General features: G+C 45.8%; 15 protein-coding genes. 8 read left to right on the forward strand and 7 right to left on the reverse strand.

Annotation, left to right across the window (positions count from 1 at the left end):
• Positions 1 to 71: 71 nt before the first annotated feature.
• The 3 genes from B4F99_RS03185 to B4F99_RS03195 form a co-directional block, all read right to left on the reverse strand.
• Complete coding sequence (locus B4F99_RS03185; protein ID WP_290755303.1) at positions 72 to 1,607, reverse strand: M4 family metallopeptidase; 1,536 nt, start codon at positions 1,605 to 1,607, stop codon at positions 72 to 74.
• A gap of 173 nt (positions 1,608 to 1,780) precedes the next feature.
• On the reverse strand, positions 1,781 to 2,212 hold the full coding sequence (locus B4F99_RS03190; protein WP_214856605.1) for a GyrI-like domain-containing protein: 432 nt from the start codon (positions 2,210 to 2,212) through the stop codon (positions 1,781 to 1,783).
• A gap of 19 nt (positions 2,213 to 2,231) precedes the next feature.
• Entirely contained in the window at positions 2,232 to 3,719 is a 1,488-nt protein-coding gene (locus B4F99_RS03195; RefSeq protein ID WP_290755308.1) for an HD domain-containing phosphohydrolase, read from the reverse strand.
• A gap of 255 nt (positions 3,720 to 3,974) precedes the next feature.
• Between B4F99_RS03195 and B4F99_RS03200 the strand changes: the two genes are divergently transcribed.
• The 5 genes from B4F99_RS03200 (at position 3,975) to B4F99_RS03220 (ending at position 9,637) form a co-directional block, all read left to right on the forward strand.
• Positions 3,975 to 6,362 (forward strand): immune inhibitor A domain-containing protein, encoded by a 2,388-nt coding sequence (locus B4F99_RS03200; RefSeq protein WP_290755311.1) that lies wholly within the window; start codon positions 3,975 to 3,977, stop codon positions 6,360 to 6,362.
• 274 nt (positions 6,363 to 6,636) lie between these two features.
• Positions 6,637 to 6,837 carry a cold-shock protein gene (locus tag B4F99_RS03205; protein ID WP_023469752.1) on the forward strand — a complete coding sequence of 67 codons (201 nt, stop codon included), beginning with the start codon at positions 6,637 to 6,639 and terminating at the stop codon, positions 6,835 to 6,837.
• Between the two features lie 119 nt (positions 6,838 to 6,956).
• Positions 6,957 to 7,922, forward strand: coding sequence for a ring-cleaving dioxygenase (locus B4F99_RS03210; RefSeq protein WP_290755315.1), 966 nt, complete (start codon positions 6,957 to 6,959; stop codon positions 7,920 to 7,922).
• 78 nt (positions 7,923 to 8,000) lie between these two features.
• Complete coding sequence (locus B4F99_RS03215; RefSeq protein WP_035411945.1) at positions 8,001 to 8,300, forward strand: DUF3817 domain-containing protein; 300 nt, start codon at positions 8,001 to 8,003, stop codon at positions 8,298 to 8,300.
• Between the two features lie 104 nt (positions 8,301 to 8,404).
• The gene (locus B4F99_RS03220; RefSeq protein WP_023469749.1) at positions 8,405 to 9,637 is read left to right on the forward strand and encodes a DEAD/DEAH box helicase; all 1,233 of its coding nucleotides are present in this window, start codon (positions 8,405 to 8,407) and stop codon (positions 9,635 to 9,637) included.
• Between the two features lie 66 nt (positions 9,638 to 9,703).
• On the opposite strand, the gene B4F99_RS03225 is transcribed toward B4F99_RS03220, so the two are convergent.
• The 3 genes from B4F99_RS03225 to B4F99_RS03235 form a co-directional block, all read right to left on the reverse strand.
• A complete protein-coding gene (locus B4F99_RS03225; protein ID WP_023469748.1) occupies positions 9,704 to 10,117 on the reverse strand; it encodes a DUF2231 domain-containing protein in 414 nt (137 codons plus the stop codon).
• A gap of 79 nt (positions 10,118 to 10,196) precedes the next feature.
• Positions 10,197 to 11,366 (reverse strand): sensor histidine kinase, encoded by a 1,170-nt coding sequence (locus B4F99_RS03230; protein ID WP_290755319.1) that lies wholly within the window; start codon positions 11,364 to 11,366, stop codon positions 10,197 to 10,199.
• Complete coding sequence (locus B4F99_RS03235) at positions 11,359 to 12,036, reverse strand: response regulator transcription factor (RefSeq protein ID WP_290755321.1); 678 nt, start codon at positions 12,034 to 12,036, stop codon at positions 11,359 to 11,361. Before B4F99_RS03235 ends, B4F99_RS03230 begins: the two co-directional genes overlap by 8 nt.
• Before the next feature lie 101 nt (positions 12,037 to 12,137).
• Here B4F99_RS03235 and B4F99_RS03240 point away from each other — a divergent pair, with 101 nt between their 5' ends.
• Genes B4F99_RS03240 through B4F99_RS03250 form a run of 3 tightly spaced genes read left to right on the forward strand, consistent with a single transcriptional unit; the run spans position 12,138 to position 13,911 of the window.
• Entirely contained in the window at positions 12,138 to 12,443 is a 306-nt protein-coding gene (locus B4F99_RS03240) for a hypothetical protein (protein ID WP_214856701.1), read from the forward strand.
• A gap of 11 nt (positions 12,444 to 12,454) precedes the next feature.
• Positions 12,455 to 13,345 (forward strand): FAD:protein FMN transferase, encoded by an 891-nt coding sequence (locus B4F99_RS03245; protein ID WP_290755326.1) that lies wholly within the window; start codon positions 12,455 to 12,457, stop codon positions 13,343 to 13,345.
• Positions 13,333 to 13,911, forward strand: a complete 579-nt coding sequence (locus B4F99_RS03250; protein WP_290755328.1) for a hypothetical protein — start codon at positions 13,333 to 13,335, stop codon at positions 13,909 to 13,911. Before B4F99_RS03245 ends, B4F99_RS03250 begins: the two co-directional genes overlap by 13 nt.
• Positions 13,912 to 13,920: 9 nt before the next feature.
• Here B4F99_RS03250 and B4F99_RS03255 read toward each other — a convergent pair whose 3' ends face one another.
• Positions 13,921 to 14,706: an alpha/beta hydrolase family protein gene (locus tag B4F99_RS03255; protein ID WP_290755331.1), complete on the reverse strand. Its 786-nt coding sequence runs from the start codon at positions 14,704 to 14,706 to the stop codon at positions 13,921 to 13,923.
• Between the last annotated feature and the right edge of the window lie 115 nt (positions 14,707 to 14,821).

Consider the following 14,821-nt stretch of genomic DNA (forward strand, 5'->3'; position numbering starts at 1 on the left):
TTTGCGCATAAAAAACCTCCCGAGTCCGACACTCGGGAGGAAATATGAAAATCCTTTGGGAGGAGATTTTCTTAGTAGACGCCTACAGCATCAAATGATTTCGCTGCAGCTGTTGCTTCTGCACTTGTTGAACCGTAAAGATCTTTCGCCGATTGAACGACTGCTGCACGGAGTGAGCTGAAGTTCGAGTTCGGAGTCAAGTACACGTTAAGGGCACGGTAGTAGATCGCACCGAGTTTCGGCACGCCGATTCCTGTGACAGATACGTTGTAGAACGTTCCACCGTTACCGAGGAGGTAAGCGGCTTTGTTGACGATACCAGAGTTGATGTGGACACCACCGTTATCTTGTGTACCTGTGTAACGTTTAGAGTAGTGATCTGGATCGCCGTAAGCTGCTGGATTCGACATCGAGCGGAGTGCGTCACCGCTGACTCCTGGTGTGTAGATGTCTTCTCCTACGAGCCAGTCGAAGTTCGATCCGACTGAGTATTCAGCAACCGTACCCATGATATCTGAAACTGCTTCGTTGATTGCACCTGATTCATTTTGGTAAACGAGGCCAGCTGTGTATTCTGTGACAGCGTGTGTCAATTCATGCGCTACGACGTCAAGTGCGCCTGAGAGGTATGTGAACGTTGAACCGTCTCCGTCACCGTAGACCATCTTCGTTCCATCCCAGAATGCATTGTTGTAGCTTGTTGAATAGTGGACAGATGAGTTTAAGGCAGCGCCTGCGTTGTCATAACTGTTGCGACCATATGTGTTTTTGTAGAAATCATATGTTTTCGCAGCGTTGACATGTGCGCTGACAGCAGCGCGGTCATATGTCGTATTGAACTTGTTATCGAGGTCAGACCAGAGTGTTCCTGGAAGTGTGTTGCGGTTCTTCGCATCATATGTGTAGATGCCTTTACCGCGAGTTGAATCTTGAAGATAGTAGTACGAGCCACTCTTCACTGTATTAAATGATGCGCTCGTGCCAAGAACTGTTGTTCCTGTACCGACTGCATTTGTTCCCGTAACTGTGTTGACTGGCTTCGCATGTGCCAGTTGGTCGAACTTATTAAGTACTTTACCTGAGTTTGCATCAATGAAATATGTCCAGCGTGATGGTTCTTTACCAGCGAGGACCGTCGATGTCACTTTATACGCATAGACTGCATCATTTTTAACAGGATAGATGACGAGTTCTGCTTTTGGAGCGACTTCGAATTCAGAAGCCTTGATTGCTTTTTGGTATAACTTGATTGCTTTCTTTTCAGAAAGAGTTGCTTTTTTCGCGAGACCTGGTTTTCCTTTGACGTTGATCGCATCGTTTACGATTGCTTTCAAAGTACCGTCTTTCGCGACGTTCCCGACGACGACACTACCAAAGACAGGGACGCCATCCACTTCTTGTTGGAGACGTACAATCTGCGAAGATCCGTCTTTTTCGACATTCTGAACAGCAAAGTCACCTTTTTTGTTCACGAAATCTTTAACGATCGTTGCAGCTGGTTCTGACGAAGCTTTCGTGAGTTTACCAGCTTGAAGACCTTCTGCACCTACGACCGTAGGAACGACAAGTACACTTGCGACAAGCGATGTAGCGAGAAACTTTTTCAAAATAAATCGCCTCCTTGTTTGGGTTGAGTCTAACTATGCCAAAGAATTAAAAAAGCGAGAATAAGTCATTCGAATTAAATCGAATTTTCTGAATATAGTCCGTAGTACCTGTACTGAATTATTAAGTATGAAAGATATTTCAACGCAAAAAAAGAACCATTCAAGCGAATGGTTCAACGAATCCGTTGGTAGAGATGGTGGACATCGTCCCGAGTCTCATCAATCTTAAAGTCATTAGGATCAAGTTCAATCCCTTGTTTCGAGGCAAAGCGCTGAATTTTCTCAAATGACTTCCAAATTTCAATATCCGGTCCTTCATGTTTCCAAAAGACATAACGAGCAGCAGGAATCCGGTGACCTTTCATTCCTTTTGGAATATCGTCAAGTGACGAGACAGGATATCCAACACATTGCGAATATTTGGTTCCGTTTCGTTCGAGTGAGATATCGAGCGGATAGCTATCTGGTTTTGCAGGAATCTCATGTGAGCGTCTTGAAAATTCACGCCAGAGTTCCGGCATCAACGTATGCAGTTCGTTTTCTTCACATGTCAGTCCAAGACCAACAAAATAAAATTCATGACGTTCCACGATTTTAGGATGCATGAGAAACTCCTTTCCGTATTTACGACACGTCTTCAATCGGCGAACGTTTCAAGTCTAGAAAAAGATGCGTAAAGGTGGCGTCCCATTGCGTACCCATGCCCTCTTCTAAGATGGATAAAGCTTTTTCCACTGGCATTCCCTTGCGATAAGGACGGTCGGATGTCATCGCATCATAGGCATCAGCAATCGCCATGATCCGACCGAAGAGTGGAATGTCCTCTCCTGCGAGTCCTTCCGGATACCCCTTTCCGTCATAGCGTTCGTGATGGTACTTTACCCCAGGAAGAATTGGTTGTAACGTCTTTGGCAGCTGAACTTGGGATAGAATATGCACACCGATGACGGGGTGTTGCTGAATGATCTGGAATTCTTCGTCAGTCAGGCGACCTTCTTTTAATAACACATCGTCGCGAATGCCGATTTTTCCGATATCGTGCAATAGTGCTGATTTGCGTAATAGCTCGATTTGTTCATACGGCAGGTTGGCAGCCGTAGCGATTTCCACTGAATAAGCAGCGACACGAAGCGAGTGTCCTGCCGTATAAGGATCGCGGGCATCAAGTGTTGCGGCAAATAACGTAAACAGACTGTCCAGCAATTGCTCATTTTGTTCATCGCGTTTTTTGATTCCTTCCATCATCAGGTTAAAACCAGAGACGAGGTGCGAGAATTCATCAGAATACGGATTCGGTAACGAGACGAGACGATTGTTTTCAACATCTTGAATGCCTTGTTGAAGAATCGCAATTGGTTTTCGAATGTTCTCATAAAGAAGAAGACTACAAAACGTCGCGACGGACAAGATGACGATTAAAATAAGCGTCGACCAGCTCCAATAAGAGCGAAGGCTTTCATTTTCCGTTAATTGAACGGCTGAGGCGAGCACGAACAGCATGATCGGAAAAACACCGATAATCAATGTGCTGATCAGCATTTTTTGCTTTAACGTGACGACCATCGTTTTTCTGGGAACATCAAAGCCATGTTCGAATGCATACTTCTCTAACGTGAGGAGCATATGCTCCGTAACGCGGTAGGTTAGAAAAAATTCAATCAGACCGTGCAAAATCGCGACGAGAACAGCACCAAAACAGGCGAGACCAATCAAGTAGTACGGCATCTTTAACCACTCTTGAGAGATTGCGAGTGCTGTCAGGAGTGATGCTGGAACTGAGAGACCTAAGAAGTGTGGTCCCATGATGCGTTGAACAGTCAGAACCGGAAAGTGATGGGTCGTTTGATAAGCCTCTTGGAAAGAGGCGAGTGAAGGAATCTCGTTTTGGAAGAAGCGGCGTAAGGCACCGATATGCCGAGAATAAATCATATATTCAAGTAAGAACATCAGACTGACAGATAAACCCATGATACCCATTAAAATCAACTGTTCATTCCTCGTGAAGGTAAGGGTCTCAAAAATAAACAGACACCCGACGCCGAACACCGCGATGAATGAACCGAGCAGATAGTTTCTTAGTAAGTGGCGTTCAAAACGTTGTAAAGCGCTCATTATATCCTCCCTTTAGTGAATTAGAGTGCTTTCAGCGTACCGTTTTCTAAAACGGTGGAAGGGTGTTTTTTTGAAAAAAAGGTGAAAGAATCTTTTGAAAATCTTTTGAAATTAATACTCAAAAATAGGTATGGTCATAAAGCACTAATTATCTTAAAAAAGATTGATTAAGGAAGTAAAATAAACTAAGATTTGAATATTCAGAAAAGTATAGTAATCTTTTACTTTTCACTACTACATAGGGGGTCAATTCACGTGGGAAAAAAGAAACAGCTTAGCTTAGCCGTACTGTCTGGAATTACGGCAGCTGCTTTTGCTGTCGGTCCGGTCTTACCTGGTGGGCAGGTAAAATCCGTACAAGCAGCAGAAAAAGTAGCACCTGGTGCACCGATGGACTTGAACACGGTCGATCAGGATCGATTAGCAAAAGTGCTTGAAAAACGTGGGGTCATTTCAAAAGCAGCTTCAGCTGCGACGAAGCAACAAGCTGTTCAAAAGTATCTTGATAAGAAGGCAAATGGGAAACCGGCAGCCGATCATGATCATCATGAATCAAGTAAGGAAGCAGCGTTTGATAAGAAAACAAAGGATTTCTTGTCGAAACAGAAAGATCAATTGGCTAAACAATTAAAGAAAAAGCATGACAACTACAAAAAAGGCAATCCGAATGGCTTCGTCAAAGTTGATAAAGCAAAACAGGCAGCCTATAACGGAGCAACACGGACGGATAAAGTCCTCGTTCTCCTCGTCGAGTATAGTGACTTCAAGCACAACAACGTCGTGCAAGAACCTGGATATATGTACTCAAATGATTTTAACCAAAAACATTATCAAGATCTCATGTTCGGAGATAAGGAATTCGAACTCTTCAACGGTGAAAAAGTAAAGACATTCAAACAATATTACGAAGAGCAATCAGGTGGAAGTTATTCCGTTGACGGGAAGGTTTCGAACTGGCTAACGGTTCCAGGAACTGCTAAGGATTACGGTTCAGATGATCCAAAAGGCGGGAACGATAATCTACCGGGAGCAAAAGGACCACGCGGCCTCGTTAAAGATGCATTGAATGCTGCTGTCAAATCAGGCATTAACTTAGCAGAATATGATCAATTTGATCAGTATGATATGGATGGTGACGGTAACTTAAATGAACCAGATGGTCTCGTCGATCACTTGATGATCATTCACGCGGGTACTGGACAAGAAGCGGGTGGCGGAACACTTGGTGATGACGCGATCTGGTCACACCGCTGGACACTCGGAGGCGTTTATCCTGTAGCTAATACGACAGCAAGTGTAGATTACTGGGGCGGAAAAATGGCTGCTTATGACTACACTGTCCAACCGGAAGATGGAGCAGTCGGTGTATTCGCGCATGAATTCGGTCATGATCTTGGATTACCAGATGAGTATGATACACAGTACACAGGTCAAGGCGAGCCAGTTGCTTCATGGTCCATCATGAGTGGCGGTAGCTGGAACGGTAACGTCGCAGGAACAGAACCAACAAGTTTCTCGCCACAAAATAAAGAGTTCTTCCAAAATGTAATGGGTGGAAACTGGGCAAACATCCAAACAATCGATTTTGATTCGCTCACGAAAGCTGGAACAGCTTCGTACCTCGATCAGAGTGTCACGAAATCAAAAAATCCAGGGATCATTAAAGTGAACTTACCGAAAAAACCGGTAAAAGGAATCGATCCAGCATTCGGTAAAAAGTATTACTACAGCACGAAAGGCAATGATTTGCATACGTCAATGACATCTCCAGAGTTCGATTTGACGAATGCAAAAGAAGCGAAGTTCGACTTCAAAGCACTCTATGATGTTGAATTCGATTATGACTTCTTGACAGTCACAGCGACTGCTGGTGGTCAATCGAAAGTCATCGATACGATTGGTGATCAAGATACAGATGGCGACAAACGTGCCGAATCAACAAAAGGCGCATGGGTCGATAAATCATATGACCTGAGCGAATTTGCTGGTAAGAAAGTCACGTTGAAATTCGAATATGTTACAGATGCTGGACTTGCTCTTGACGGCTTCGCACTAGATAACGCGAAATTGACAGTTGACGGAAAAGTCGTCTTTGAAGACGATGCTGAAGGTACACCGAAGTTCACGCTTGATGGTTTCATCGCTTCAGACGGTTTCTCTTATGCTGATAACGCGTACTACCTCGAATGGCGTAACTATGCAGGCTCGGATAAAGCACTTGAGCATGCACGTGGCGTCAAGTACAACACAGGTCTTGTCGTTTGGTATGGTGACTCAAGCTTTGACGATAACTGGGTTGGCATTCACCCAGGTGAAGGATTCCTCGGAGTCGTCGACTCGCATCCTGAAGCAATCGTTGGAACACTTAATGGTAAGCCAGTCACGACAGGAAGCACACGTTACCAAATCGCAGATGCTGCTTTCAGTTATGATAAAGCACCTGCATGGCTCATCGATTCGCCATCACGTGGACTTTACGACTATAAAGGTCTTCCAGGTGTGACGAAGTTTGATGATTCAAAATCGTATATCAACCAGTTGATTCCGGATGCAGGGAAATTGCTTCCGAACAATGGATTGAAAATTCAAGTCATCGGTGAAGCAAAAGATAACTCTGCTGGAGCAGTCTGGATCCACCGTTAAAAACAGAAGAACAGGTTCAGTTTCAGCTGAACCTGTTTTTTGTTTGAGTTACGTAGAAGAAGTGGAATCAATTGGAAAAACATTGGTCTGGCAACTTGACTTTTAAAGCGCATCCATTTTATACTTACGTTAGCTTAATATTGTTATTGTCATTACGGATTCACATCGTGTCACGAACAATCTTTTCGTTGCTCCATGTATTTCGGGACAATAATGAATTCCTTTCATATGCTCAGCATATGTATTAAGTAATTTATTTTTGGAGGTTGTTCCCATGAACACAGGTAAAGTAAAATGGTTTAACGCAGAAAAAGGTTTCGGTTTCATCGAAGTTGAAGGCGGAGAAGACGTATTCGTACATTTCTCAGCAATCACTGGTGAAGGTTTCAAAACACTTGACGAAGGTCAAGAAGTTGAGTTCGAAATCACTGAAGGCGCACGTGGAGCACAAGCTGCTAACGTCGTAAAACTTTAATTTCAACTATTCAATCGTCCCTTTTCGGAGGGGCGGTTTTTTATTAGACTAATATCTTGAATTCAAGATATTAGTGCGTTATACTTCAATTACCAAATCATTTACAGGGAGTGACGAAGATGGAGCTACTTGGAATTCATCATGTATCAATCTTAACAGGCATGGCAGAGCGAAATTATCAATTTTATACGAAAGTACTCGGAATGCGTTTGATTAAAAAAACAGTAAATCAAGATGACACGACATCGTATCATTTGTTTTATGGAGACGCAGAAGGGAATCCTGGAACAGATTTGACGTTTTTCGATATTCCACATCTTGGAACGGGTGTACCAGGAGCATCGAGTATTTCTTCGACATCTCTTCGTGTCAAAACAACAGCCGCTCTTCAATTTTGGAAAAAACGGTTTGAGGAAAAGGACGTTGAGCATGACGAAATCATTGAGCGTGCTGGACGACAGACACTGGCGTTTCGTGATCAGGAAGGAACGCGTTTGATTCTTGTCGCGGAAGATGGCGAAGTAGGTGTCGCAGGCGGTGTCCCATGGCCGCAAGAAGAGATTCCTTCTGAACATGCCATCGTTGGACTTGGAGCCGTGACATTGACGGTTAACGATCCGACACTAACGGTCCGCGTGCTGACGGAAGTGATGGGTTTCCGGAATGTTGGTCGCTATCCTTCACTAGCAGGTGACTTTGCTCCAATCGAAGTCTATGCGACAGGAGAAGGGGGAATCGGAGCAGAAGTCCACGTCGAAGCGCGTCCAGACCTTGATCGGGAGCGTTTAGGTCGTGGTGGTGTGCACCATGTCGCGTTCCGTGTACCGAACAGTGAGGAGTACGAGAAGTGGGTCGAACGTCTGAATGCTTATCACTTACCGAACTCCGGTAAAGTCGATCGTCACTATTTCCAAGCCCTTTACTTCCGGGAACCGAATCATATCTTATTTGAACTCTCGACAGATACACCAGGATTTGCGACGGATGAGTCGGTTGAGACATTAGGGGAGACACTTGCGTTACCTCCGTTTCTTGAGCCAAAACGAGCTGCCATCGAAGCTCGGTTACGATCACTCGAAATCTGACAATCCTGTGACACAGGTCACAGATGGATCGTCCATCCCGTATACTAAGAGCAGGAATCAGGAAAAAGGAGTGACGGGATGTTAAGAACTACGCTTGGGCAATTCCGGATGATTGCGATATTAGAAGGAATTTCGTTTTTAGTCTTACTGTTGATTGCGATGCCGTTGAAATATATGGCGGACATTCCACAAGCAGTTTCGGTCGTTGGTGCACTTCACGGTGTCTTATTCGTCATGTACGCGATCTGGCTCGCCGTTGTGAAATTCAAATACGATTGGTCGATCATCAAGGCGGGTATTGCGTTCATCGCATCATTCATCCCGTTCGGTACGTTCATACTCGATCGGAAGTTAAAACAGGAAGCAACAAACGCGTAAATTGTGTATACTGAATAGAGCACGGCTGTGGATAACTGTTTTTGTCTATGCGAAGCAGGTTATCCACAGCTTTTTTCTGTGGATAATTTTTAGGAGGATATATTATGTCAACATTTGAAACATTACACATCAGTGACCTGTGGATAAAAAAATTACAAAAACAAGGCATCAAGGAGCCGACACCGATTCAAGAACAAGCGATTCCATCATTACTTGACGGACGCGACTTGATTGGACAGGCACAAACCGGAACAGGAAAGACACTAGCGTTCCTCTTACCGATTCTTGAGCAAATCGATGTCGAATCGCAAACGGTCCAAGCATTGATCGTCGCACCGACTCGCGAACTCGCGCGTCAAATCGCAGATGAGACCCATAAGCTGATTCGCAATACGGAACAGTACCGTGCTCTCGCGGTATATGGCGGGCAAGACGTCTTTAAACAGATTCAACGACTCGGACGGATGCCACAAATCATCATCGGAACACCAGGACGGATTCTCGATCATGTCGGTCGCGGCACACTAGACTTAAGCGAATTACGTACACTCGTCTTAGATGAGGCGGACCAAATGCTTCAAATCGGTTTCTTGCCAGAAATTGAAGATATCATCGAGGCAGCACCTGTTGATCGCCAGTTCGTCATGTTATCAGCAACGATGCCACCTAAAGTAGAGGAACTGGCGAAAACGTATTTGCGTAACCCAGTCGAAGTGCAGGTAGAAGCGGAAAGCATCACTGTAGAAGCGATCGAGCAGTTCGTCGTCGAGACGACGGATCGTCGCAAGCAGGCGACACTACGGACGATGCTTGACGAGATGCGTCCATACGCAGCCATCATTTTCTGCCGTACGCAACGTCGTGTCAGTAAATTAAACGAAGAAATGCAGATGCAAGGGTATCCGACGGATGAACTGCATGGTGGGTTGACGCAAGGGAAACGGGAAAAGGCAATGGCGAAGTTCTATCAAGGAAAAACACAATTCCTGATTGCAACAGACGTCGCTTCCCGTGGACTCGATGTGACAGGTGTGACACACGTCTTCAACTACGATTTACCGGACGATGCCGAAAGTTATGTTCACCGGATCGGTCGGACAGGACGTGCTGGGAACGATGGAATTGCCGTCTCGATCGTGACACCGAAAGATGGTCGGACGTTCCGTGATATGGAACGTGAATTGAACATCTCGGTCACGCCAATCGTCGTCGAATTGTCTGAAGAGGCGATTCGCGCACAGCACGACCAGAGTAAAGGATCACGGAAGACGACAGAAGGACGTGGAAACACACGTCGTTCGAATAATCGTCGCCCGGGACGCGCACATCGTAAATAAACAGAAACAAGATAAAAGAGCCGGTCCATCTTCTCTGATAAAAAGAGAAAATGGACCGGCTCTTTTTTATTTAGCATATACCATCTGACCACCAAGATGACCGGTATAAGCAAGTAATCCGCTACCGACGATGGCAACGACAAAACTGAGTAATAAAAACATTTTTTTGTTTGAGCGGTAACCCAATAACAAAAATAACAGCGAGACACCAAAGGCAACAAGACTGAACAACGCGAAATGCTCATGATTTTCGATGGCAGCATGGGTAACGCTGCTTAAGTTCGCTTCCGCATACTCCTCTGCCCCGTCTCCAGACAAATAGGCAGCAACTCCAGAAATCAGACCGACGACTAGCGTAAAAAGGGCAAACAGTTTGAATTGTGTCCACTTCAGACTGATGAGTAATAGGATCGTCGCAAATAATAAAAGTGCAATCGGTGCATGGACAAGAAGTGGATGAAGCGGTACGTTCCCCAACATATCAAAAACCTCCTTGGATAAGTATGGTAAAGCATAATTTCACTTTACCCTGCTTATCTGACAGTTAACTGACATCGTTTTAAAGAGTGGGGAAATGAATGATGAACCGTGTGCCCTCACCTAATGTTGAATCAATGGAAATCGTTCCGCCATGTTGATCGACAATCGATTGAGCAATCGATAACCCAAGACCAGTTCCTGTTCCATGACGCGAATGGTCACCCCGATAAAAACGCTCGAATATTTTAGTTTGTTGATCGGAAGCGATACCGATTCCACGGTCCTGTATCATCAACTGGCGTTCTGTAGTAGTTTCTTCGAGGGAGACATCAATGACGTCATCACTGGAGACGAGAGCATTCTCAAGAAAGACCGTCAATAAGCGGTTCAATTGATGGGCATCCCCTTTCATGCGTAAGTTAGGCGCAATCGAAGCATGGATGACACGATCCGAGTAGGCATGCTGAAAACGTTCGACAGTCTTTTGGACGAGTGAACTAAGATCAACTTCCTGTTTCGGTGAAGTTTGTCCTTCTCGCGCAAGTAATAATAAATCAGAGACTAAATACTGCATGCCTGCCGTTTCTGCTTTAATGTCCTCTAGAATCGTACGCCCTTCATTCGAAAGTGATTCCGCTTCTAGCAATTCAATTCCGCTATAGACGATTGTCAGAGGTGTCCGTAGTTCATGTGAAGCATCGGACGTAAAACGACGTTGGCGATCGAATGCTTGTTGCACCGGAATGACGGCTCGACCAGCAAGAATGTATCCGACTAGTGTCAGGACGATCGTTGCGAGAACCGCGATCCCCGCCAGAACGGCAATCAATCGCTGTAAGGTATCTTCTGTCGGAGAGATATCCTTCATCAGCAATAGTCGTCCTTCTTCGGTACTCCGTTGATACAGTAAGAAGTGTCGATCATCCCATTCCACTTGTTGCGTCGTATCATTCGAGCTTAAAAAACGGTGCAGTGTTTTAGACTCGACGTCTGGCGGCAGACTTGCATAGCGTTCGTTTCCTGAACCATCGAGTAACTGGAAGTAGATCGGATTTCGAATGAATTGATCTTCCCCATGCTCGATCCGTTCGAAGATATCTCGATCAGATACGCTCTTCAATTGATTCAATTCCATCCGATTCAGCAATTGGGCGTTTGTGACATACACTCCGATCAGGATGAGGACTAGTACAAGAAAAAACGAACCACTGAATAACAAGGTTAGTCGTTTTCGAATCGATTCAAGCATGCGGATCACCTAAACGATAACCGAATCCGCGAACTGTCCGAATCAAATTAGGAGCTCCGACCGCATCTAGTTTTTTTCGAACAAGTCGGACGAGCGCATCGAGCGCGTTATCCGTAATATCCGCTCCGATTCCCCATACGACTTCGATGATCAATTCACGACTCATCACCTGTTCAGGTCGTCTTAAGAGCAAAGAAAGGAATTCAAATTCACGTCGTGTTAAATCGATTGGATGTCGCTCGTAGGAAATCGTTTGTGAGGACAGATCGAGGACTAGTCCATTGAAAGAGACCGTCGACACGAATGCCTTTTGTTGACGACGACTGAGAGCGCGCAGTCGTGCCAGTAATTCATTCGATTGAAACGGTTTAACGAGATAGTCATCGGCTCCACTATCGAGACCATGAACGAGATCGATTTCCGTATCACGAGCAGTCAGCATCAAGATGCCGCCTTCGAACTGTTCTTTCCGTAAGGTAGCGGCGACTTCGACTCCGCTCTTACGAGGCATCATCCAATCGAGAACGAGTAAGTCATAGCGATACGTCTGACATTGGAGGAGCGCTTCCACTCCATCCTGCGCAACATCTACCTGATATCCTGCCCGCTCCAAATGGAGGCGTAACATCTTTGCAAGACGCTGATCATCTTCTGCTACCAAAACGCGCATGCACATCGCTCCTCTTTTTTTCTCATTATCCCATAGTTACCGTCAGTTAGTTGTCAGTTTTTTTCGATACAGTAAACGTAACAAGAAGGGAGAGGAAACAGATGAAACCCAAACCATTTGCGAAATGGCTCGTCGGGCTTAGTAGTTCCGTTTTCATCGGACTTGCGATTGGTCAGTTGAGTGTCAGTTCGAACGATTCCTCGACGACACCTGTTTCGACAGGCGATACGTATTCGAACGATACGACATTACCATCTCAAGGGAATCAGTATAGCGATGATGAAGGCGAATACGAAGGGGATGATGGATATTACGAAGACGATGATGATCAATGGCAAGGTGATGAATCATCTGGCTTCAGTCAACCCGGTGGATCGAGTGACGGTCAGTCCAGTCATTCGAGGTAAGGAGGAGGAAGATGGAGCGACAATTGTATGCGATGCATAATCAGGTGCGGTTCGTGACGGATCAGCCGATCGATGAAGCAGAATGGGAGGAGCTTGTCCGATTCTTTCATTATGTGGATCGGCAGTGGTCACGCTTTGATGAGCAAAGTGAAGTCAGTCGATTGAATCGCTTACGGATCGGCGACACGTTATCGGTGTCCTTACCGTTAGCCCGCTTGCTTGCCCGCGCTACACGATATTTCGAGCAGACCGAACGTTATTTTTCCCCATTCCTGCTGGCGCAACAACAAGCCAATGGCTATCGACAATCATTTCCCTTCATACAAGCTGTCGCTTATGAAGAGGTTGCTCCACCAGAAATCGCTCCATTCATCATTGAAGGATGTGACGTGACTCGAGTCGGAGGCGGTTTTATCGACCTAGGTGGCATCGGAAAAGGAGCTGCCGCGATGATTGCAGCGCAACGACTACGAAAAAGCTGGAATCGTGGATTGATTGAAGCGGGAGGCGACGTCATCGTCTGGTCTGATGAGGAACCATGGAATATCACGATCACGCATCCCGAGACCGAACAACGCGTCGCTGATGTGCAGTTGCGACAAGGCGCGGTCGCGACATCGAACCGTGTCTATCGATCGTGGAAGACGGACGGACAGACGCATCATCATTTATTGGATGGACGAACAGGACGTCCGACGAAAAGTCCGATTCTTCAAGTGACCGCATCTGCGCCACAACTCTATGAAGCGGAAGTCATGACGAAACTTGCCTTTCAGATGACAGAGACAGAACGTCAAGAAAAGCTGTTTCGTTGGTTTCCAAAAGGGCGATTATTGATTTTGGATACTGCTGGGGAATGGCGAAGTGAACAGAAAGGAGTGAGTGAGACATGGACTGGATGAAATGGTTGTTCTCAACATGGACGATGATCCGGTTGAGTGGATTAAGTGGGCACTTCTTCATGACGATTTCTGTCTTAGCGGGATTGCTCGGTTCCTACCCGGCATTCAAAAAACAAAAAGCACGACTGCATCACGTGCATTTATATAGTGGCTGGGCAGGTTTGCTCGCAATCGTCCTTCATGCGACGCTCATCATCGTCGATTCATACGCACCACTGACGATCTTTGAAGTCCTGATTCCGGGCCAAGCTTCTTATGAACCACTCTGGAATGCGCTAGGAACGATTAGTCTCTACTTATTCGGGTTCGTTCTCGTGACTTCGGATTTCTTAAAGGAGACGTTAGGCAAGACGCTTTGGAAATTGACACACTGGCTCGTCTTACCTGCTTGGCTATTAATGACGGCACACGGTCTATTCATCGGTACGGATACCGGAACACTATTTACGACGATTTGGTACGCTGTCTCAACACTGACGATGTTTACGCTCGTCCTATACCGGATGCGGATCCGTCCTATGCAACGGACTCGAACTTCAGCAAAAGAGCGCTCAGTCGTACACTGAGCGCTCTTTTCATTGTCGGGCGAGCCAAGCTGTCCATTCGTTAAAGGCAGCATCCCGATTCTCAATATAGTTGTGATCACTATCGACGATCGCTTCCTCAAACGGACTGTCGGGTACCAATAAGTCATGATGGAGCGCTTTGATCGATGTTTCGTCCCGTTCTGACGTCATGAGCAACATCGAGCGATCGGCTAGACGTTCTTTTAGCGTTAGTAAGTTCCAGGTCGTATGATGGTGCTTTAACTCGTCGAGTAACGCGTCAGCAGTGGCGTCATTTAGGAAAGCAGCTCCTCGCTCGAGAATACCATGAAGCACAGGCTCGTATTCCGGATGTTCGAGGACGAGCTGACCGACGAGTCCAAAATTAAACGGAGAAATCCCGACATAATGTGCAACCTCCGGTGTCTCAGCAAAAGCATGCAGACCGGCGAACCCACCCATGCTATGACCGACAACGGTAATCTGATCAGCCTTGATACCGTGTTCAGTAGTGAAAGACTTGGAGCAGACGTAACGTAAAGTTGCCGTTGCGTCTTCCAGAACATGTTGGAATCGGAAGGGTCCGGGACTTCCGATCGTTCCACGATATGACGTGACAAGCACATGGTATCCTGCGCTTTGAAGTTGTACTGCCCAGTCCATGTTTAACTGTTTCCCGGGAAATCCGTGAAAGAGGACAATTAGTGGAGCATCCGCTGTGTGTTCAGGTGAATAGAGACGGGCAATCAACTGTTCTGAACCACCGCTTGGAACATGGAGATAGGATAGTGTTGCCTTTTTCGTGATCGTTTCCAAAAAAACACGCTCCTTCATAATCATTTTCTAAGTCTTAGTGTGCGTGAAGATGCACGATCATGCAATGATTAAGTGTATGAACTAAAAAGATGGGATACCCGTCTGGGCATCCCAT

The organism is Exiguobacterium sp. UBA3491 (assembly GCF_002377745.1).
Lineage (GTDB): Bacteria > Bacillota > Bacilli > Exiguobacteriales > Exiguobacteriaceae > Exiguobacterium_A.

What these genes read in the sequence shown, in the direction of transcription:
- B4F99_RS03210 (WP_290755315.1), top strand. Translation starts at nt 6,957, where the DNA reads ATGGAGCTACTTGGAATTCATCATGTATCAATCTTAACAGGCATGGCA.
- B4F99_RS03220 (WP_023469749.1), top strand. Translation starts at nt 8,405, where the DNA reads ATGTCAACATTTGAAACATTACACATCAGTGACCTGTGGATAAAAAAA.
- B4F99_RS03235 (WP_290755321.1), bottom strand. Translation starts at nt 12,036, where the DNA reads ATGCGCGTTTTGGTAGCAGAAGATGATCAGCGTCTTGCAAAGATGTTA.
- B4F99_RS03240 (WP_214856701.1), top strand. Translation starts at nt 12,138, where the DNA reads ATGAAACCCAAACCATTTGCGAAATGGCTCGTCGGGCTTAGTAGTTCC.
- B4F99_RS03190 (WP_214856605.1), bottom strand. Translation starts at nt 2,212, where the DNA reads ATGCATCCTAAAATCGTGGAACGTCATGAATTTTATTTTGTTGGTCTT.
- B4F99_RS03230 (WP_290755319.1), bottom strand. Translation starts at nt 11,366, where the DNA reads ATGCTTGAATCGATTCGAAAACGACTAACCTTGTTATTCAGTGGTTCG.
- B4F99_RS03205 (WP_023469752.1), top strand. Translation starts at nt 6,637, where the DNA reads ATGAACACAGGTAAAGTAAAATGGTTTAACGCAGAAAAAGGTTTCGGT.
- B4F99_RS03215 (WP_035411945.1), top strand. Translation starts at nt 8,001, where the DNA reads ATGTTAAGAACTACGCTTGGGCAATTCCGGATGATTGCGATATTAGAA.
- B4F99_RS03245 (WP_290755326.1), top strand. Translation starts at nt 12,455, where the DNA reads ATGGAGCGACAATTGTATGCGATGCATAATCAGGTGCGGTTCGTGACG.
- B4F99_RS03195 (WP_290755308.1), bottom strand. Translation starts at nt 3,719, where the DNA reads ATGAGCGCTTTACAACGTTTTGAACGCCACTTACTAAGAAACTATCTG.
- B4F99_RS03225 (WP_023469748.1), bottom strand. Translation starts at nt 10,117, where the DNA reads ATGTTGGGGAACGTACCGCTTCATCCACTTCTTGTCCATGCACCGATT.
- B4F99_RS03250 (WP_290755328.1), top strand. Translation starts at nt 13,333, where the DNA reads ATGGACTGGATGAAATGGTTGTTCTCAACATGGACGATGATCCGGTTG.